Source organism: Scytonema sp. HK-05, from assembly GCF_963872035.1.
Taxonomy (GTDB): Bacteria; Cyanobacteriota; Cyanobacteriia; order Cyanobacteriales; family Nostocaceae; genus Kalymmatonema.
Genome location: NZ_CAWMYC010000095.1, coordinates 25,442 through 43,869, shown reverse-complemented (window position 1 = coordinate 43,869; position 18,428 = coordinate 25,442). Strand labels below are relative to the sequence as shown.

18 protein-coding genes, 2 tRNA genes and 1 pseudogene are annotated in these 18,428 nt (G+C 43.3%); 6 read left to right on the top strand and 15 right to left on the bottom strand.

Translation table 11 applies throughout. The annotated features are described in order from the left end of the window. Window positions 1-391: 391 nt before the first annotated feature. The 11 genes and pseudogenes from rfbD to murA all read right to left on the bottom strand — a co-directional run bounded on the left by rfbD (window position 392) and on the right by murA (window position 10,442). Window positions 392-1,288, bottom strand: coding sequence for a dTDP-4-dehydrorhamnose reductase (gene rfbD, locus AACT52_RS14585; protein WP_073631653.1), 897 nt, complete (start codon window positions 1,286-1,288; stop codon window positions 392-394). Further along, window positions 1,288-1,833: a dTDP-4-dehydrorhamnose 3,5-epimerase gene (gene rfbC, locus AACT52_RS14580; RefSeq protein ID WP_073631650.1), complete on the bottom strand. Its 546-nt coding sequence runs from the start codon at window positions 1,831-1,833 to the stop codon at window positions 1,288-1,290. Before rfbC ends, rfbD begins: the two co-directional genes overlap by 1 nt. Then, window positions 1,830-2,789, bottom strand: coding sequence for a glucose-1-phosphate thymidylyltransferase RfbA (gene rfbA / locus AACT52_RS14575; protein WP_073631648.1), 960 nt, complete (start codon window positions 2,787-2,789; stop codon window positions 1,830-1,832). The genes rfbC and rfbA overlap by 4 nt, the downstream gene beginning before the upstream one ends. A gap of 3 nt (window positions 2,790-2,792) precedes the next feature. Further along, a complete protein-coding gene (gene rfbB, locus AACT52_RS14570) occupies window positions 2,793-3,902 on the bottom strand; it encodes a dTDP-glucose 4,6-dehydratase (RefSeq protein WP_073631646.1) in 1,110 nt (369 codons plus the stop codon). Between the two features lie 33 nt (window positions 3,903-3,935). After that, window positions 3,936-4,134 (bottom strand): annotated as a pseudogene (locus AACT52_RS14565) (ABC transporter permease); the annotation flags it as partial. Between the two features lie 734 nt (window positions 4,135-4,868). Then, window positions 4,869-5,078, bottom strand: coding sequence for a hypothetical protein (locus AACT52_RS14560; RefSeq protein WP_143172789.1), 210 nt, complete (start codon window positions 5,076-5,078; stop codon window positions 4,869-4,871). A gap of 327 nt (window positions 5,079-5,405) precedes the next feature. Beyond that, complete coding sequence (locus tag AACT52_RS14555) at window positions 5,406-6,221, bottom strand: WecB/TagA/CpsF family glycosyltransferase (protein WP_073631644.1); 816 nt, start codon at window positions 6,219-6,221, stop codon at window positions 5,406-5,408. 498 nt (window positions 6,222-6,719) lie between these two features. Then, a complete protein-coding gene (locus AACT52_RS14550) occupies window positions 6,720-6,977 on the bottom strand; it encodes a hypothetical protein (RefSeq protein WP_073631642.1) in 258 nt (85 codons plus the stop codon). 970 nt (window positions 6,978-7,947) lie between these two features. After that, window positions 7,948-8,031: transfer RNA gene (locus AACT52_RS14545), tRNA-Leu, on the bottom strand. Continuing rightward, window positions 8,010-8,885, bottom strand: a complete 876-nt coding sequence (locus AACT52_RS14540) for a M48 family metallopeptidase (protein ID WP_073631640.1) — start codon at window positions 8,883-8,885, stop codon at window positions 8,010-8,012. Before AACT52_RS14540 ends, AACT52_RS14545 begins: the two co-directional genes overlap by 22 nt. Window positions 8,886-9,044: 159 nt before the next feature. Next, window positions 9,045-10,442, bottom strand: a complete 1,398-nt coding sequence (murA, locus tag AACT52_RS14535; RefSeq protein ID WP_073631638.1) for a UDP-N-acetylglucosamine 1-carboxyvinyltransferase — start codon at window positions 10,440-10,442, stop codon at window positions 9,045-9,047. Between the two features lie 484 nt (window positions 10,443-10,926). Between murA and AACT52_RS14530 the strand changes: the two genes are divergently transcribed. The 3 genes from AACT52_RS14530 to AACT52_RS14520 all read left to right on the top strand — a co-directional run bounded on the left by AACT52_RS14530 (window position 10,927) and on the right by AACT52_RS14520 (window position 12,229). Continuing rightward, window positions 10,927-11,008 (top strand) — tRNA-Leu (locus AACT52_RS14530). Window positions 11,009-11,065: 57 nt separating this feature from the next. Then, window positions 11,066-11,860 (top strand): TrmH family RNA methyltransferase, encoded by a 795-nt coding sequence (locus AACT52_RS14525; RefSeq protein ID WP_073631636.1) that lies wholly within the window; start codon window positions 11,066-11,068, stop codon window positions 11,858-11,860. An 87-nt stretch (window positions 11,861-11,947) separates the two neighbouring features. Next, window positions 11,948-12,229 (top strand): hypothetical protein, encoded by a 282-nt coding sequence (locus AACT52_RS14520; RefSeq protein WP_143172788.1) that lies wholly within the window; start codon window positions 11,948-11,950, stop codon window positions 12,227-12,229. On the opposite strand, the gene AACT52_RS14515 is transcribed toward AACT52_RS14520, so the two are convergent. Both AACT52_RS14515 and AACT52_RS14510 read right to left on the bottom strand, forming a co-directional pair. Continuing rightward, window positions 12,230-12,655, bottom strand: coding sequence for an acyl-CoA thioesterase (locus tag AACT52_RS14515; RefSeq protein ID WP_073631634.1), 426 nt, complete (start codon window positions 12,653-12,655; stop codon window positions 12,230-12,232). Between the two features lie 84 nt (window positions 12,656-12,739). Further along, entirely contained in the window at window positions 12,740-13,012 is a 273-nt protein-coding gene (locus AACT52_RS14510; protein ID WP_073631632.1) for a hypothetical protein, read from the bottom strand. A 568-nt stretch (window positions 13,013-13,580) separates the two neighbouring features. Between AACT52_RS14510 and AACT52_RS14505 the strand changes: the two genes are divergently transcribed. Next, window positions 13,581-13,898 (top strand): S-layer protein, encoded by a 318-nt coding sequence (locus AACT52_RS14505; protein WP_073631630.1) that lies wholly within the window; start codon window positions 13,581-13,583, stop codon window positions 13,896-13,898. Window positions 13,899-14,265: 367 nt separating this feature from the next. On the opposite strand, the gene AACT52_RS14500 is transcribed toward AACT52_RS14505, so the two are convergent. Further along, window positions 14,266-14,694: a hypothetical protein gene (locus AACT52_RS14500; RefSeq protein ID WP_073631774.1), complete on the bottom strand. Its 429-nt coding sequence runs from the start codon at window positions 14,692-14,694 to the stop codon at window positions 14,266-14,268. 284 nt (window positions 14,695-14,978) lie between these two features. Between AACT52_RS14500 and AACT52_RS14495 the strand changes: the two genes are divergently transcribed. Further along, a complete protein-coding gene (locus tag AACT52_RS14495; RefSeq protein ID WP_073631772.1) occupies window positions 14,979-15,599 on the top strand; it encodes a DUF3611 family protein in 621 nt (206 codons plus the stop codon). Window positions 15,600-15,618: 19 nt separating this feature from the next. Here AACT52_RS14495 and AACT52_RS14490 read toward each other — a convergent pair whose 3' ends face one another. Then, entirely contained in the window at window positions 15,619-16,389 is a 771-nt protein-coding gene (locus AACT52_RS14490) for an SDR family oxidoreductase (protein ID WP_073631628.1), read from the bottom strand. Window positions 16,390-16,621: 232 nt separating this feature from the next. Between AACT52_RS14490 and AACT52_RS14485 the strand changes: the two genes are divergently transcribed. Continuing rightward, window positions 16,622-18,409 (top strand): alpha/beta hydrolase, encoded by a 1,788-nt coding sequence (locus tag AACT52_RS14485; RefSeq protein ID WP_083630319.1) that lies wholly within the window; start codon window positions 16,622-16,624, stop codon window positions 18,407-18,409. Window positions 18,410-18,428: the final 19 nt, after the last annotated feature.

Here is an 18,428-nt window from a genome sequence, read left to right as displayed (position 1 = left end):
TAATCTTTAGTATCAGGAAATATTTGTATATTTTTTACATCTTTATTTGGTCTTTAAAATTTATGAAATAAAATTACTAGTATTCATCTGATATCAAGTCCGCTTAATGACTTATAATTCCTGCTTTACCTCACCCCAACCCTCTCCTTGCTAAGGAGAGGGTGCCGGAGGCGGGTGAGGTTCTTCGTTTTTTATAAGTGTTGATCCGGACATAATATGACACCAACTTAGCTTGACTTTATTCATTTAGGCGGCGTAGCCCAAGCTATCGGTCAAACGTTCTAACAAAGCACGGGGGAGCGTCATCCGACTCGTTTGGTAATTCTGACATGGAAAAAGAGTAGCTCAGAACAAGCAACAGTGCTAATTATCATCAAATTGATTATGAACGTCAGGAACCAAGTACCAACTCTAAATTTATTTGCCAGCTAGGAAAAGCTAACCCAAATGTACTAGAGATTTTCTGAGTATCTAATGAAGAATAAGCTGGTCTTTTTGCAGGTGTTGGATACTCTTGTGAAGGTATTGCTACCAATTTTTTTAACTTTTGTTGGCTGGGGTTAGAGTCATATTCAAAAATCGCTTTTGCAAAGCCATACCAACTCGTCTGACCACTAGCCGTGAGATTGTATATCCCACTGTTATTGCTCAAAAAATCGCTTACATCTCTTGTGCCTTGAGATAAGATTTGTGCTGTAGATTCAGCAATCATGCGGCTCCATGTTGGCGCTCCCACTTGGTCATCCACAACTCTTAGCTCTTCACGCTCTTGCGCCAACTTCAGCATCGTTAGCAGAAAGTTTTTACCCCTCAAGCCATAAACCCAACTTGTTCTTAAGATGAAATGAGGTACACCAACTGCTTGAATTGCCTTTTCGCCAGCTAATTTCGTTTTTCCGTATATATTTTGGGGGTCAGGCTCATCTTGCTCTGTATATGGCGTTGCTTGATTACCGTTAAACACATAGTCAGTTGAATAATGAATGACTCCTGCACCAAGTAGCTTGGCTTCTTCTGCAATCACACCCAGTGCAGTTCCATTAATTGCCATTGCTAATTCCGGTTCTGTCTCTGCCTTATCTACAGCAGTATATGCAGCTGCATTAACAATCAATTCAGGCATGACTTCGCGAATCACATGACGAATAGTGTCAGGCTGAGATAAATCTATGCGTAAACCAGAGGAAGAGATTTCACGTCCTACAGGAATGATTTCACCAAGAGTCATCAAAGTTCGTTGCAGTTCCCAACCAACTTGACCGGTGCTACCTGTGAGGAGTATTCTCATCAGGCAAACACCTCCGCCTCTTTCAGTCGCTTACCCGCCCTATCTTTTGCAGAGAGAATGGGTTCTACTTCAACGGGCCAGGCGATCGCCAAATCAGGATCACTCCACAAAATGCAACATTCATACTCTGGTGCGTAATAGTCTGTCGTTTTGTAAAGCGTCTCAGCATATTCTGAAATCACTAAGAAACCGTGTGCAAATCCTGCTGGTATCCATAGTTGCTGCTTGTTCTTGGCTTTCAAATGAACGCCAACCCATTGACCGAAATACTTAGAACTAGTCCTCAAATCCACAGCTACATCAAACACTTCACCAACCACAACCTTGATCAATTTGCCTTGAGGTTGCTTGATTTGATAGTGCAGACCGCGTAGTACATTCTTAGTTGAACGAGAATGGTTGTCTTGCACGAAGTGTTCTACAATATTTGCCTTTTCTCGCAAAACTCGTTCATTGTAGCTTTCGTAAAAAAAGCCACGTTCATCTTCAAAAAATTGCGGTTCAATGAGCAGTACATCAGGAATTTTAGTTTGTAAAATTTTCACAATGTCACCCTCTCTGTTCCTGGCAATTCCTGCTTAAAGCCATTTGCTGATGGAACTTGATTCATCTGCTGAACCTGCTGGGCGCGGATATCATTATTGATGATGTCCATCAGGTAACGCCCATAGCTACTTTTAGCTAATGGTTGAGCAAGTTGGTAGAGTTGGTCGGCATTAATATATCCTTGGCAGTAGGCAATTTCTTCGATACAAGCTATTTTTAAGCCTTGCCGTTGTTCCAAGGTTTGAATAAAGCTAGCAGCTTGGTGAAGCGATTCATGAGTACCCGTATCCAACCAAGCGTAGCCCCGACCTAAAATCTCAACTTTCAGTTGCCCGCGACGCAGATAAACCTGGCTCAAGTCAGTAATTTCCAGTTCATTCCGGGCTGAGGGTTTGAGAGTGGCAGCAATTTCACAAACCTGAGCATCATAAAAGTAAATACCAGGCACAGCATAGTTAGACTTAGGAATCTTGGGCTTTTCCTCTAAACTTACTACCTGATCTGCTCTATCAAATTCAACGACTCCATATCGCTGAGGCTCAGCGACTCGATAACCAAAAATGAGTCCGCCTTCATGCAACTGAGTTGCACGCGTTAGCACATCAACTAGACCATGCCCGTAGAAAAGATTATCGCCTAAAATGAGGCATACGGAGTCGTTACCAATAAAATCTTTGGCTAAGATAAATGCTTGTGCTATACCTTCAGGTTTGGGTTGCTCAACATAGCTAAACTTAAGACCCCACTGGCGACCATCTTGCAAAAGTTGCTGAAACAGTGGCAGATGGGCGGGTGTAGAGATAATGAGGATTTCGCGAATCCCAGCCAACATGAGAGTGGACAAGGGGTAGTAAATCATCGGCTTATCGTAGACAGGCATGAGTTGTTTGCTGACCACTTGAGTCAGCGGGTACAATCTTGTACCAGAACCGCCAGCTAAAATAATGCCCTTCATGGTTCACTCCTGGAATGGTTGGGGTTTCGCCCTTCTTGATAATACTGCCTCTCTATCTCCATAGTTCTGCTTAATCCAGTGTGCGTAGGCACCTGATTGGACTTGCTCGACCCAAGTTGGGTTGCTTAGATACCACTGAATGGTTTTCAACAAACCGGTATCAAAGTCCTCTTTTGGTTGCCAGCCCAATTCTGTGCTGATTTTACTACAATCAATTGCATATCTTCGGTCGTGTCCAGGGCGGTCTTTCACAAAAGTGATGAGAGAGGAGTGGCGAAAGTCGGGTTTGGGAGCTAACTCATCAAGGATTGCACAAATTTTTTCAACGACTGTTAAGTTTTTCTGTTCGTTGTTACCACCAATGTTGTAAGTTTCTCCAATACGGCTGTGTTGCAAAACTGTGTAGAGGGCTTCGCAGTGATCCACAACATAGAGCCAATCTCGGACATTATGTCCATCCCCATATATTGGTAAAGGTTTACCATTCAAAGCATTGAGAATAATTAGGGGAATCAGTTTTTCGGGGAACTGGCGTGGACCGTAGTTATTAGAGCAGTTGGTTATTAAAGTGGGGAGACCATATGTGTGAAAGTAGGCTCGTACAAAATGGTCAGAACCTGCTTTTGATGCAGCATAGGGACTATTGGGAGCATATGGGGTATCTTCCCGAAAAGCTGAATCTGTCGGACCTAACGAGCCGTATACTTCATCTGTAGACACATGCAGGAAACGAAACTGCTCTTGCTTGTGCGGGGATAATTTTTCCCAGTAAGCTCTGCTAGCTTCCAAAAGTTGGAATGTTCCAACTACGTTTGTTTGAATAAAATCTTGGGGACTTAGGATTGAGCGGTCAACATGGCTCTGGGCAGCAAAGTTGATGATTGCGTCTGGTTGGTACTGCTGTAGAAGATTACGTAATAGTTCAATATCACCAATGTCTCCACCGACAAAATGATATCCAGAATCATTATGCAAATCTTCTAGATTTTGAGGATTGCTGGCGTAAGTCAGCTTATCTATATTGATAATATTTGCCCAGTGTTCAATTCTTGCTTTTAGGATGAAGTTAGAACCGATAAAACCTGCTCCGCCAGTTACCAAAAAAGTTTGCATGTTCCTAGTTTCTTGTTAATTATACAATGGCTACATCCCCGCAAACACCATAATTGGGTAAAGCGCATCACCAAGAGACGGAAGCTTAGCTATATGCTAAACACGACTGTGAACACTACCATCGTCAAAAACGGTCAGAACAGTCCCCAAGCAAGTCTGCTCGCCGTCTCGGGTAGCGCACTAAAATATCACGCCATGCAAGAAAGTAGAACAGTTCCCGGTATGTCCACAGGTCTTTTCAATACTGTTTTTCAGTCCGACCTGCCTCGATTGTGAGTTCTTTTGTGTTCATCTACTTACCTGTATGTTACATCAATTAGACAATGCGTGATTGTTTGCAGCCAAAGTATCTCAAGTCTCAGAGAAAACATTGTTCCTCTAGTTACTTACTTTAGTAATCTTTAGGATCAGGAAATATTCGGAAATTTTTTTGCATCTTTATCCGAGCTTTCATCCAACTGCTACTTAATCAAAAAGTATTCATTACAGGTGAGAAACAGGTGAGAACTTTTGCTCAAAAACTCTGGATTGCATATTTACCAAAACTTTGGACAACATAAATCGCTACAAAATTCAACGAAATCTTTGACACACATGTATAGAAAATAGCTTGATTATGCTGGATGTTTTGGTATTTTTTCGGTGGAGGTGCTGTCAGATCCTTGGAAACGTTTTCCTGATACTTAGGAGATTTTCTAATGAAAATCCCCTAAGTATACTTTGCATAAAATGCAAAAGTCTAGTGTGCAAATTGTTTGTAATGCATTCTGGTGGGTATTGAACACGGTTGTGATTACTCTTGCCTATTCACCATGTCTATTGGTATTAAACTTTGTTATGACAAGGAGTAAGCCACTTTAAATCACCACAGTCACCCATCATCATGAAGTTAAGGCAGAGGAAGCGAACGAAGTCTAAAACCTCAGTTAGTAGAGGTTTTGGGACGGCTTATTTGTTCTTGTATGATCAGCTCTTTGGTGCTAATCGGAAAACTTGGGATTTGAAAAACTTTGTAGATTGACTGGCTAGCTTTAAGGTAGCAATTCTTGGGGTATAGAGCGATCGCCCGACCTTTGAATCAACACCAGTGACAGGGGCGATCGCCCTTGTTTGTCTAAAATCTGACGGTACAACTCGATGTACCACTGTGCCTAAGCTTGAGTTTACTTTAGACAACTTAAACCCCTACAAAATCCAACAAAACATTTGTTGATGCGTGTAGTTAAATGCTTCCCTGATAACAAAGGTTATTGGTATTTCCTCGGGGGACATACTGTCATATCCTTTCAGGGATTTTCCTATGTTCAGGACATTTTCATCAGAAAATCTACTGATAGTGCTCTAGATTTTTCCGAGGAAATTTGCGGTACAATTTGTGCGCAGTACATCTTGATGGCAATGAAACACTAACTGTTGAGTTTGATTAAGTCACGTAGCATCTGTTGCTACTGAACTTTTTTGTCCGAAAGTGGGAACGCTTAAATCACTACAATCATCAATCTACTAATCTCTCCATCCCAAGTAGCGTTCGCGAATATGGAATGGCGTACTGATAAAAGAAGTTGATGTTAACAGTTGTTTAAAAGCCAACCAAAGAAATGCTGGAATCGTCTTAGTATAACGACCCCACAGGCGACGGGGTTCTTGTAACCACCGATATAGCCATTCCAAACCTAAATCTCGCACCATGCGCGGTGCTCTTTTATGGATTCCTGCATAAACAGGGAAAGCACCACCCAGCCCAACCATGACTGCGTGTATTTTATCTTTATGCTGAGCCATCCAATTTTCTTGTTTTGGACACCCTAAAGAGACAAACACTAAACCCGCGCCACTGGAATTGATTCTTTCAATCAGTGCTTCGTCTTCAGATGAAGTCAGGGGACGGAAAGGCAAGGGTTCCATCGCTGCTATTTTCAGATTAGGGCATTCCTCCTCTAACCTGCTCTTCATGCGAGCCAGAATTTCTGTTTGAGAACCCACAAAATAAACGCTGACATTCATTTTTTCAGCCAGCGCACATGATGCTTGTAAAACATCCATCCCCGCTACGCGGTCTTGGTATCTTGCTCCTAATAGCTTCATCATCCACACAAGAGGCATACCATCAGGGGTAACTAGGTCTGCATTCTTAAGCACAGTACCAAAGTCTGGATTCCAATAAGCCTCCATCACCATATGTACATTGGCGATACATACAGTCTTACTCTCGCGAGCTAGAGCCCATCGCAACAGTGTTTGTATTTGATCGTTAAAGCGTAAGGCAGTAATCGGAAAATCTAGTACTCTTTGAACAGGTAGAAAAGCTCTTCCTACCATAACGTCACTCCTTGTGTCTAACAGAGAACAGAACATATACGAAACCATTCCAAACATTGAAAGTGTCAGGCTATATCCCTGTCTGACTCTTTCAACTCTTGAAGCATGGTCGAAAGTTAACACATGGAGATGCAGTAGCTTTTACAGTAAATCGCCGAATTCCCTGGTATTAATTCGTTTGTTTTTACCTGTATAGTAATTTACTGTAAAACTCAGCAATATTAGTACTTAATTGTTAACTTTTACAATAACTTCATATTCGCTTTTTATTTTCTTTATATAAGATTTTATAAAAGTTAACAGATATTGAATAAGCAAAAAATTTAAGTCTCTTCATCAAATTTACAGACAAGAAAACTGACGAATTGTGATAATTGAAAATTGATAATAAAAATTGTAATTGAATATACTTATTTTCTTAAATGAATATGCAAAATAATTGCTTTATGAAGCAAATGGCACTATTTATATAACTTTCACGATTTGTGTGAGATGCTATCACAAACTTTGTTTTTGTTTTAAAACAAAAGAAAAAAACAGGGGGAAGATTAAATTCTCTTCCCCCTGTTTTTGCTTTTTGCTATTGTCTAGTTTTCGACTATCTGGTTTGTTATCTTTTTCGGGTCTGTCACCTTCCTTAAGTCTCTGCCGCAGCATTTGCTGTTGTTTCTTAAGTTGTCGCTGCCTTGCAGAACCACCTCTACCCTTATGATTTCGACCTTCTCGCCGGGGAGATTCCCATCTTTTCAGTCGCATAGTGATTGTCCTTCCTTAACTTCACAAATCAAATACAATAGCTAGATAAACAAACGTCTGTTAGTGCAAATATGCAGAGAAAGTTTTGCTTTTGTTTTGCTTTTCAGTCAGATTTTCTATATCTATTATAGTTCGTAGTTATTTTGTCGTCAAATTATAAAACTAGAACTCGATAAGGACAAATATTGATATTGTGCAGCTTTCATGTGCATTCCCCAAGCTGTATGCCTAAATGCATAAAAACACTCATATGAGTGACTCTGCTACATGAAGAATCACCATGTACTCCTTAAGTCATTGAGGAACTAGACAATCAAGGGTTCATTTCTCAAAAGCAAAAGTCTTGTTCATTTTTAAAACCTCTAGCCTTTATACTTGGGGATCTTCCAGCTTCTAACGTCTGTGCTCTGAATCTTTTCCATGGGTGACGACCTCTGAATTTACAAACTCTTTATACTCTTTATAACTATTCATCATGTCTCAACGATTATCCGGAATGAGATGTATAAATCCATCAAAAAAATACATAAAGATATCTCATCAAGTTCATCCTCACCAGAAAAGGTTTTGACTGTGGATACGGTAAAGTTCCCAGTGCGGTTTTGCCTCCAGGTAAGCTAGCGTGAAACAACGCCGAACAACAAGATTCCCGACTTCGCCAAAGTTGTCGGGAATCTGAAGATGCGATCAGGCAGGCACTTTCACACAAATCAAACAGGATTCGTATATGAAGAGATTATGATGGGAAATCGATTGTTGATGTGTTTGTTTTCTTTGGATGGCGTAGACAAGGTGGACTCTCTATCGCAAGTCCCCTCGTAGGCGTTAGACGATCCGCATTGGAAGACGCTGAAGTATGGTAAGCAAGATTGTATCTACACTTGTGTTGACCGGATAAAAAAATCAGAATGGAAGAAGGAAGAATGAAAACTTTTTCTTTTCTTTCTTCCTTCTTCCTTCTTTATTCAAGTGGGCAGGAGGAGAATCGAACTCCTATGACCGCAAGGTCGCCACATTTTGAGTGTGGTGCGTCTACCAGTTTCGCCACCCGCCCTTGGGTGCAACTTCATTATTATACTCTATTTTGTGATTTTGCAACAACTTTTGATATTCTTGGCTGCTTGCCCACCGGTCAATTTCTCTTGCACGCAGGACTGGCACTGGATGAGTCAACTGAGCTGTCCGGGCGGCTTTGACCATTTCACCCAGTTCGGTCTTGCTAATATCATCATAAGCACGAGCCTGGGCAATAAAAGCATCGAGGTTGAGTTGCGGTGCGATCGTTGGCGAACCTCCAGCAAGTTTCATCAATACCGACATCACAACTTTGGGGTTTTGGGTTGCCAACAATGCTGCGCGATCGCACGTAAATTCTGCACAGCGTACCCATTCCAAAAGTTGCGTCTGTATTGCTTGGGCAATAAAACTTCCGACGTTGGGCACCGCTGCCGCAGCTAATATTAATATATTTACTGGAGTCAGGTAAACGCTGTGGTCACACTTGAGGTGTCCCAATTCATGGGCAATCACCGCCTGAATTTCTTCTGGTTCCAGCATATCAATCAGGGAAGTGTGAACCACAATAAAAGGCTGTTTTCCCCGCATCGCAAAGGTGTAGGCATTGGGAGCAGGATGCTGCTTAACATAAAGCTGGGGTGGATCTATATCCAGTGTTTTGCAGGCTGACAACAACAGCTCATGCAGATGGGGCAGTTGTTTTTCACCCACAAGAACGCTGGAAGCGATGTTTTCCACAAAGAAAACCTGCTCTGCTAATGGTCCCAAAACATTCCGCACCATCATATCCAAGCCAGGTATCTGCTTGAGTGCTTTGGTTGCCTCTAGGTCGAGGGGATGACGAAATGAATCTGCTTTGAGACCAATCAGTTGAGTGTTTAGCGGTAACATGGCGAATGCGAGCTTGGGGAAATAAGGGAGTTGTGATGCTTAGAACTGGTCTGTTGAACAGCCCCACACAAACAGTATAGCTATAGCAAAAGGGACAAGGAAGGTAATTCTTCCTTGTCCTGCTGCTTATGTGGTCTTTTGTACCTATGCCCGTTTTAGCTAAAGGGGCTTTGACGCTTGAGGCTCGATAGTGGTGGTTTTAGCAACTTCTGTATTTGCCTCTGTCGGTGGCACACGCTCGATTCTTGCTCCCAATTGCTGCAACTTTGTATCGAGTCTATCGTAGCCCCGATCTAGGTGATGCAATCCCTGAATGATGGTTTTTCCATCTGCCGCTAGTCCTGCTATAACTAACGCTGCTGATGCCCGCAAATCCGTTCCTAATACAGGTGCGCCTGACAACATCGGTACTCCCCGAACAAAGGCAGTGTTGCCTTTGACGCGAATATCTGCCCCCAAGCGATTCAACTCTGAGGCATGACGCAAACGATTCTCAAAGACAGATTCGTTAATCACGCTGTCGCCTTCAGCCAGTGTCAGCAATGCCATAAATGGCGCTTGCATATCTGTAGGAAAGCCTGGATGGGGATAAGTTTCAATGTCAGTTGCCCTGAGGGTTTCTGCTGCTAAAGTGCGTAAGCAATTGGGTCCTTCCTCAATGATCGGCACTCCAATATCTCGCAACTTAGCAATCACCGGTATCAAATGCTCTGGAACCACTCGCGAGAGGGTAACCTCTGAACGGGTCATTGCTGCTGCTACCAAAAACGTCCCTGCTTCAATGCGATCAGGAATAATGCTATAGTCAGTAGAGTGCAACTTTGGCACGCCGACAATTGTAATTGTACTGGTTCCTGCACCGTAGATTTTTGCTCCCATTGCAATACAGAAGTTCGCCAAATCGACGACTTCCGGCTCACGTGCAGCATTTTCGATGATGGTTTCCCCATCCGCAAGAGTAGCCGCCATCATCAACGTTTCCGTTGCTCCTACGCTGGCAATGTCTAAATAAATCTTAGCTCCCTTTAATCGGCGATCGCGACCAGGAACATAGGCATTACAAATGCCATGCTCAATCTGCACTTCAGCTCCCATTGCTTGCAGTCCTCGGACATGCAGATCCACTGGTCTTGCTCCAATGGCACAGCCTCCTGGTAACGGCATCTGCGCGACTCCCAGTCTTGCCAGAATCGGACCGATGGCAAAGAAACTCGCTCTCAACTGCGTAACCAGTTCGTAGGGAGCCTTTGATGTTTTGATTTCTCTGGCATCAATGTCTAAAATGTCTCCAGTTTGCGTTAAGGGAACGCCTAAAGCCGATAAAATCTGACCGATCCGTGTGACGTCTGCCAATAACGGCACGTTACGGATGCGACACTCGCCAGAACACAGCAAGGCTCCAGCCATGATCACCAGTGCTGAATTTTTTGCCCCGCTAATTTTTACATGACCTTGCAAACGATGCCCGCCCCATATTTGCAAGACTGAGGAGTCTGCTGTAGGAGAAGATTTAGTATCTGGTAAGCCGCTAGAAGGAATAATAATCCTATCCTCCAAAAAAATTTACTGATTTCATACGTTTAAAGTTGGTTTCGATTCTACACGATAGTTTTTGATTGTCTACATTTTTGCATGACATCTAGAGTTAACAAATTGCCCTGCCGCTAGGCTTGACAAGCGAAACCCTTGCTATATCGTTATTTATAGCGCTTCGAGTGTTGAGTGCAATACATCAAGAAATAAGAACCACAGATGGACACAGATGGACACAGATAAATAATTACTTCATCCAAACGAGAAGCGCTATAGAACTTTATTTAGAACTTTTGGTAACACATAGTACATGCGTTATGGGAGAATGAGGAGTGCAAAAAAAATTTTGCCTGACTCAATCTATTTGCCCTCCCTCGTTTTCCTAAAGTGACTTGGGGATCAACTGATTGGTGGCATAACGAAGGAAGATTGTGATAAAAAGAATAATTACTTGACACAATTAAAGAATTAGGTGATAATTAAATACGGTCAAGAAACAGTGACATTCGCGGAACTGGCGGAATTGGCAGACGCGCTAGATTCAGGTTCTAGTGCCGCAAGGCTTCCGGGTTCAAGTCCCGGGTTCCGCATTTGAGTAGTAAGTGCCAAGTAACAACAAAACTTAGCACTCAAAATTCAGAGATTTGATGCTAACAAGTACACAAAATCCTCTAGTCAAACAAATCCGCAAACTACACTCCCCCAAGGAACGGCACAAGCAGCAATTGTTTTTAGTGGAAGGAACGCACCTGTTAGAGGAAGCTTGTGCAGTGAATTACCCGTTAGAAGCAGTGTGTAGCACTCCAGAATGGCAAGACGCCCATCCTTTGCTGTGGGAGAAAGCGTGTGGTGTTTGCGAACGGGCAGAAATTGTCAGCGAGGAAATTTTAAAGGCGATCGCCACCACCATGCAACCGGATGGCGTAGTCGCGACGGCAAAACGAGGTTATCGTGTTGGCGAAGTGCCGTTTACTGGTATCGTGCTAGCATTGGAGACTGTGCAAGATCCAGGGAACTTGGGTACAATGATTCGGACTGCTGCTGCAGCTGGAGCCTCTGGATTGTGGCTGAGTGAAGATAGTGTGGATTTAGAGAACCCAAAAGTCTTACGTGCTTCTGCAGGACAGTGGTTTCGCCAAGCAATGGCAGTGAGTTCTGATTTAAAAGCGACAGCCCAGCAAAGCCAGGAAGCAGGAATGCAAGTTATTGCTACCTTACCCAATGCGACTTTGACTTATTGGGATGTAGACTGGCGCAAACCCAGTTTAATATTGTTGGGTAATGAAGGTGCTGGTTTGTCGCCAGAGTTGACAGCAATGGCAGATTTGCAAGTGAAAATTCCCCTAAGTCCAGGGGTAGAATCATTAAACGTGGCAATTACCGCTGCATTGATGTTGTACGAAGCCCAAAGGCAAAAAAAATCTGAATTAAATCTTACTTGAAGATAGCAGGAGAAGCAGGAGACGCGTAAATTGACCCACTCCGCCCACTAAAGCATTCAAAAGTAGGGTGGGCAGTGCCGTAATATTATGTCCAGATTATATGCTAATGCTTCGCACTGCCCCGAAGTTCCCGCTTGTTGGGAAACCCCAACGGGAGAGCCAGGGGCGCTGCGCGAGGGTTACCCCAACGGGAGAGCTAGTTGCCTAGGTCGGGCTAACCGTTCGGACTTCGGCAGCGAGCAGTTCTCTTGGAGGGTTTCCCTCCGTAAGAAACTGCGGTACTGGTCTGACCGCCTACAGGACTTCTCTCCACCTTACAGTCGAAAAATGAAATCCATATTTGATGATTTTTGGCGTAAGCGCTACTAACTACGTAACAACCTGTGATTTTTCTATTTGCAAGAACTTCTCTATCAACATATCGGGAATTGGTCGGGGGCGCATTGTTTTGGCGTCTACCCATACCCATAAAGCCTCAGCCGTGACTAACAAATCATCTTGGTTTTGTTTGCGAATCTCATACTGGCGATAGGCACGAGTACCACGCATTTCTCTTAACCAAGTCGTGACTTCTAGCGTGTCGCCTGCTACTGCTGGACGCAGGTACTCAATTTCTACGCGTCGCATGACAAATACACCACCAAGTTGTTGATAGAGATCGAAAGTTAAGCCCAGGTGTTCAGAGTGTTCAATGGCTGCCTGTTCTAGATAGTTTTGGTAAACTGCATTGTTGACGTGTCCCAAAGCGTCCATTTCGTAGTGGCGAACCCGCAGTAGTGTTTTGAATATTTGCATGGGTGAAATGAGTCAGAAATTATCAATAACGAGTCAGGGCGCAAGGTATTGTAACCGTACAAAAGTTATAGATGTATCTAAGTACTATTCTTGGTGACTATTGGCGGAACACCACTGACCTATTGGTTCGCAGATCGCCTGCTGGATCAATTCCACGACTTGCGATTGGCTTTGCCACTGCCCCTTGGGCAATCGCTTGCATCCGTAATTATTTGCTAACAATTCCTCGGCTTGATGTTTTGCCTGATCAGCAGACACACCAAAAGTCATTATTTCTTCCTCTTGATTTCCTGTTATGCTCTCAACTGGAATTACGCAGATATATTGTGGTTCACCCGGTCTTATTTGTTGCACCATTTTTTGCTCACCTATTGGAACAGATAATTGCTGTCTATTTTCAATATACTCATAATTCCAGATATCAAACTATGAAAATCAATCCGTAGAATTCTCGTGCTTTTGTGTGATTTCTATCAGGTTGGAGATTCTAAATTTCTGGTTGAAACAACGGCAAGCAAGCATTAAGAATTTTCTCAATATTGGAAAATTAGCAAGTGTAAACACTTACGTATGCGAAAATACATTCTAGAGACAATAAATGTCTTTTTGTAGATTATTCTTTTTTAAGCAAGGGAGTGCGCCTAGAGGCACGCGTTCGCGTGCGCTCCATTAATTTACTGCTCTTATTTCCAAGGACAAATTTAACATAACTGAGTTCAAGCTTGATGAGTGGCGTCTGGTACTAGCGAGCGTCAAAATCGGAGGGTAAAAATGGCAATACGTAATAATTTTGTCACAAATTTGTGGCATAAATTACAACAAGATTCTGTGAGTTGGGGGGCTTTAATGTTGTGGGTTGCTGGATTAGTTGTACTACTAACGATAGTTACAATGTTTTCTACCACCTAAAACTGACGCATATAGCATGAACCGTATTGTTCTAGCAACGACTATCGTGTTATCCACTGCTGGCTTAGTGACTCCTGTGAAAGCTCAAGATACCCCTACTGCTAGCCCAGGTAAACCAAATCAAGTTCTCAATGCCTGCATTCAGAACCAGGCAGAAACCTTGCCTGTACCCTTTAGCGATGTTTCACCGGATCATTGGGCTTTCAAAGCTGTGATGACGATGCACTATTGTGGAGCTTTCCGTCAAGCAACGCCACGCGCTTTGTGGCAACGGCTTAAACCAACAGAAAGTCAGCAGGTACCCCAAGAAGAATTAAAAACTCCAGTCAAGTAGTTTATCACAATTGAAGGGTAAAAAAACCCGGTTTCTCTCAGAAATCGGGTTTGTTTGTTTTGTATCTAAAAAGCACCCTCAAGGGTTGGGTCTGAAATAGACAACAAGACCGCCTTATCCATTCATACCCAAGAAAGATTTCTCTTTGAGGCGGTGGCGAGGCGGTTTTCGTATCACACAGTTACCAAATCTAACTAATCAAACCGCCTCGCCACCAAGGCTGGGCATATTTGTCCATGCTTTATGAAGCGGTACTGCCATAACTCAATACGGCTACAAATAATACATATATTACATCAAATCCCTTGAGTTCTTGAACTTCTTTCCCTTGGACATTGAGCCAAAACAACAGCAAGACAACAGATAATTAGTACCTACCACTGGGTAAAAGAACAATATCTATGGCTTCGCCCACGGTTAAACCAAATCCAGCAAGTACAGTAACTAGCAAAAGCCTATCTCTTTTGCTAAAACCAGCAAAACGCAGTTCCATTGCAGCCAAAAGTGTAGTTGCTAAGGGCATAATAATGAAGGTCGAAAAAAGCGACCAAGTGGCGATTAAAGCAATTGATGCACTTAAAACCAAGACGACAACTAAAGTCTTAGAACCAAATTCAATCAAACGCTCTAACCAAGAAATACTCCTCCAAGCCACAGCTAACACTAAAGCTGCTACAGAAGCTCCCACCAGCCAAACAATGTGATTAACAGACAAATACCATCCCAGCCAAGCATAAGCCAGCCAGAGTAACACTAAAGGTTGCAAAGGAACCTTCTTGAAAGATCCAACATTCATAACCGAATTATTAACCCAGCCGATAAACGGATAGTAAATGTACGTAGACATAAGTATCCTGATAAATTCTAGATCAAGCTTTGTGACTCATGTCTACTTCACCAGAAAGATAATCGTTTTGGTACCCCTGACTTTATCTGCTTGCACACAATACTGTTAACATCGAGACTTAATATTAGTCTGAGTACTGGTCATTCATACTTCAGAAGGTCGTAATTTCCTGTTGATCTACCTATGGTTGAAAGAGGAAGGATTTAATGAAGTTCGACCTTTATGAAATGACTATGCAAACCCAATCAGAAGAACGCACACTTCATCCTAAATTAGAAAGAATTGCCAATTTATTGCGCTTTGTTGGTTGGGTTAGCTTCTGGTTGCAGCTGGGATTGGGGGCTGCATCTGTCCTAATGGTGATATTCGCTATTTCTGGTCGTAACTTCTCTCAAGCGCTAACACCACCTACGCCTGGAGTAGGAGTCACGACTTACACTCAAGGAACGACACCAGGAATTGGTATCAGCATCTTTTGGGCAGTTTGTGGAATTTTGGCACTAGTTTTTAGTCTTTATTTAGATTTTCGTTTGACTCGCTTTGCCAGACGGCTTCGCAATCCAAATCCAGATTTACACCCTAAAAAAGCACAGGTGATCCAATTGCTGCGGATCAGTGTGATTGCTGGTTTAGTGGGAATGCTACTCTTCATTTTGGGGGGTGGTGCTGGTTTGGGAGTCCTACTTTCAAAATCCATAGCCCAACCTCAAGGGGTCGCAATTTACGATCCAAGTCGCATTATTCGCTCTCTTGATATCTTTGTTGCAACGGCAAATATGAACGGTATCGCCGCTCATTTTATCGGAACAGTCGCTTCTTTGGGGCTTTTTAGCTGGCTGCATCGAGAGTCATAAGCAGATATCCCCGTACTTTCTAGAAACCAAAGGCTAAAAAGCCACCATCAACTGCAATACACTGTCCAGTAATGTAAGTAGCTGTTGGCATACACAAAAACGCCACTAAACCTGCGACTTCTTCTGGTGTACCAACTCGCCCCATCGGCGTGCGCGATACAACAGAGTTCAATACATCTGAATTGCTCAACAAAGGTTCAGTTAAAGGGGTGAGAATAAACCAGGGAGCAACAGTGTTTACCCGAATTTGATTTCCTGCCCATTCTACAGCCAAAGAACGGGTCAGTTGTACAAGCGCCGCTTTTGTCATCCCATAAGGTGCGCCTGTGCGAACTGCGGTTAACCCAGCAACAGAACCTATATTAACGATGCTACTGTTGTTTCCAGCTTTCAGCAAAGGATAAGCCAGTCGGCACATTTCAAATAGAGAAGTTAAGTTGGTTTGAAATATAGACTCATACTCTTGTTCTGTGTATTCCAACGCCTTTTTACGAATGTTGGTGCCAACATTGTTGACAAGAATATCTAATTCTCCTAAAGTTTGATTGACTTGTTCAATGATTGCCTGACGACCCTTAGGTGTGGCAACGTCTGCGGCAATTCCATAAGCTTTCGCTCCTTGCAATTGCCAGTTCTCAAGCTGTTGCTTCACTGCTTCTGCATTTCGGGCAACAATCATAATCTCAGCACCCAGGGACAGGAATTCTTGGGCGATCGCCAATCCAATCCCCTTAGTTCCTCCGGTAATCAAGGCTTTTCTTCCTGTTAATGTCCAGCGGTTATTGTTCATTCAATTTCTCTTTGTAGATTGCCAGAAGTTAGAAGTTTATGCAGTCATAAGCAGGAGCAATGCAATGGTTGTGGGATCAACCCCTTTAAGAGGGATCGCCTTTTTCCAAATTCCCCTTGCTCATTCTTCTATCATCGTTGCACAAGGATAATCAACCACACCAGTGTCAAGGCGAATAGAATCACATCGGTGGTTCTTGGTAAAATTGCTAAATAAGCGCTCAGTGATATTCATGAATTGCCCACCGATGTCGCCTACTATCTCTGGAGTTGTTCGGTTGCGCCCTCACGCTCGTGTTGTCAGCAAGCAGTCAATTTTATTACATTTAGCGGTGGGGCTTTTCAGTATTGGGTTCATCCCTACCCTAGCCCCCCGTCCTAGCTTGGGTGCAGAACGGTTGACCATCTCCTACGGTCTTGTGGCTCGCTCTATTCCCATTAATTCCTTGGAAACTTATGCCAGAACAGGCAAAATAGACGATGATTTGGCTGCATATGTTCAGTATGCAGGCAAGGAGCAACTCAACCTGCTACGGCAATTTTTGCTGACTCCCATTCCCCTAAATGCCGTAGCGGTTTCGCAATTTCTTTACACGCCAATTGGCAAGAGATTGTTAGAAAATTTGGGAGAAGTTGTACAGCAGGGATCTCGCATTAATGGGTTTTATGCAATTCGAGCCTCCCTGATTCTTGCAGCAGCAGACCCACAAGGGTTAACGTTATTAAACGTGCTACGCAAGTTTCCCTCAAGAGCAATTTCGATAGATTTAGCGCGCAGCTTGGAGATTGCAGGATCGTTCCAGAGGCTGGTGAATCAAACTCAACAGGCGATCGCACTGATCAATAAGCAGTCCTTGTTGGATGCAGGCACGGCTCCCACATTAAGTAATATTTCAGTGACTGACCTGCCACGACCAGGAAACTTTAGTTGGCAAAAGCGAACTATCATACTTAACGATAGCTCTCGCGAGCGCATTTTTCCTGCTGACATCTACCTACCAAATGTATCCAGCCTTCGTCCACTCATTGTCATCTCCCACGGACTTGGCTCTGATCGCAACAGTTTTGCTTACCTTGCTGAATACCTCGCTTCTTATGGCTTTGTCGTCGCCGTTCCAGAGCATCCAGGTAGCAATGCCCAACAGTTGCAAGCACTCTTCGGAGGTAGGGCGGCAGAAATCACAAGCCCCAGAGAATTTATTGACCGACCTTTGGACATAAAGTATTTGTTGGATCAACTCAGTAGCCTATCTCAATCCGACCCGACTTATAGAGGGCGCTTGAATTTGGAACAGATAGGCGTGGTGGGTCAATCCTTTGGTGGTTACACGGCTTTGGCATTAGCAGGAGCAGCAATTGATTTTAAACAACTTGACAAGAACTGCCCAGCTTCACCAGATGTACTCAATGCTTCGCTGTTACTTCAGTGCTTAGCTGTGAGTTTACCGCAATCTAAATATAACTTATCAGATCCACGGGTCAAGGCAGTCATTGCCATTAACCCTGTTGATAGTAGTATTTTAGGGCAAGCCAGTCTCAGCCAAATTAAAATCCCAGTGATGATGGTCGCTGGTAGTGTTGATACCGTTGCTCCGGCTTTTCCAGAACAAATTCAACCGTTTACCTGGTTAACAACCCCAAATAAATATTTAGTATTAATTAATGGCGGAACCCACTTCTCGACAATTGGGGCATCACCAAATGATGCCGTACCGGTTCCCGAACAGGTGATTGGTCCTAGCCCTGCCTTAGCGCAGCGATATATCAGAGCTTTGAGTCTTCCCTACTTCCAGACGTACGTTGCTAATGAGAAGAGTTACAGTCGCTACTTAAGTGCAGATTACATCAATGCCATCAGTCAGGAACCGTTACCCCTGAGTTTGGTGAAATCTCTGAGCCTTCAAGGTTCTGCCTCAACTGCAACCCAAGAGCCAACTACTATCAGTAAGGTTGAATCTCTGCCTTCATCTGAGGTTTTTGGATCACCATATCCAAAGCAATTTGTAAATATTAAATTTTAGTAATCCAGGCAGTATCGTT

What these genes read in the sequence shown, in the direction of transcription:
- rfbD (WP_073631653.1), bottom strand. Translation starts at nt 1,288, where the DNA reads ATGAGAATACTCCTCACAGGTAGCACCGGTCAAGTTGGTTGGGAACTG.
- rfbA (WP_073631648.1), bottom strand. Translation starts at nt 2,789, where the DNA reads ATGAAGGGCATTATTTTAGCTGGCGGTTCTGGTACAAGATTGTACCCG.
- rfbB (WP_073631646.1), bottom strand. Translation starts at nt 3,902, where the DNA reads ATGCAAACTTTTTTGGTAACTGGCGGAGCAGGTTTTATCGGTTCTAAC.
- AACT52_RS14555 (WP_073631644.1), bottom strand. Translation starts at nt 6,221, where the DNA reads ATGGTAGGAAGAGCTTTTCTACCTGTTCAAAGAGTACTAGATTTTCCG.
- AACT52_RS14550 (WP_073631642.1), bottom strand. Translation starts at nt 6,977, where the DNA reads ATGCGACTGAAAAGATGGGAATCTCCCCGGCGAGAAGGTCGAAATCAT.
- AACT52_RS14540 (WP_073631640.1), bottom strand. Translation starts at nt 8,885, where the DNA reads ATGTTACCGCTAAACACTCAACTGATTGGTCTCAAAGCAGATTCATTT.
- AACT52_RS14525 (WP_073631636.1), top strand. Translation starts at nt 11,066, where the DNA reads ATGCTAACAAGTACACAAAATCCTCTAGTCAAACAAATCCGCAAACTA.
- AACT52_RS14520 (WP_143172788.1), top strand. Translation starts at nt 11,948, where the DNA reads ATGTCCAGATTATATGCTAATGCTTCGCACTGCCCCGAAGTTCCCGCT.
- AACT52_RS14515 (WP_073631634.1), bottom strand. Translation starts at nt 12,655, where the DNA reads ATGCAAATATTCAAAACACTACTGCGGGTTCGCCACTACGAAATGGAC.
- AACT52_RS14510 (WP_073631632.1), bottom strand. Translation starts at nt 13,012, where the DNA reads ATGGTGCAACAAATAAGACCGGGTGAACCACAATATATCTGCGTAATT.
- AACT52_RS14505 (WP_073631630.1), top strand. Translation starts at nt 13,581, where the DNA reads ATGAACCGTATTGTTCTAGCAACGACTATCGTGTTATCCACTGCTGGC.
- AACT52_RS14500 (WP_073631774.1), bottom strand. Translation starts at nt 14,694, where the DNA reads ATGAATGTTGGATCTTTCAAGAAGGTTCCTTTGCAACCTTTAGTGTTA.
- AACT52_RS14495 (WP_073631772.1), top strand. Translation starts at nt 14,979, where the DNA reads ATGCAAACCCAATCAGAAGAACGCACACTTCATCCTAAATTAGAAAGA.
- AACT52_RS14490 (WP_073631628.1), bottom strand. Translation starts at nt 16,389, where the DNA reads ATGAACAATAACCGCTGGACATTAACAGGAAGAAAAGCCTTGATTACC.
- AACT52_RS14485 (WP_083630319.1), top strand. Translation starts at nt 16,622, where the DNA reads ATGAATTGCCCACCGATGTCGCCTACTATCTCTGGAGTTGTTCGGTTG.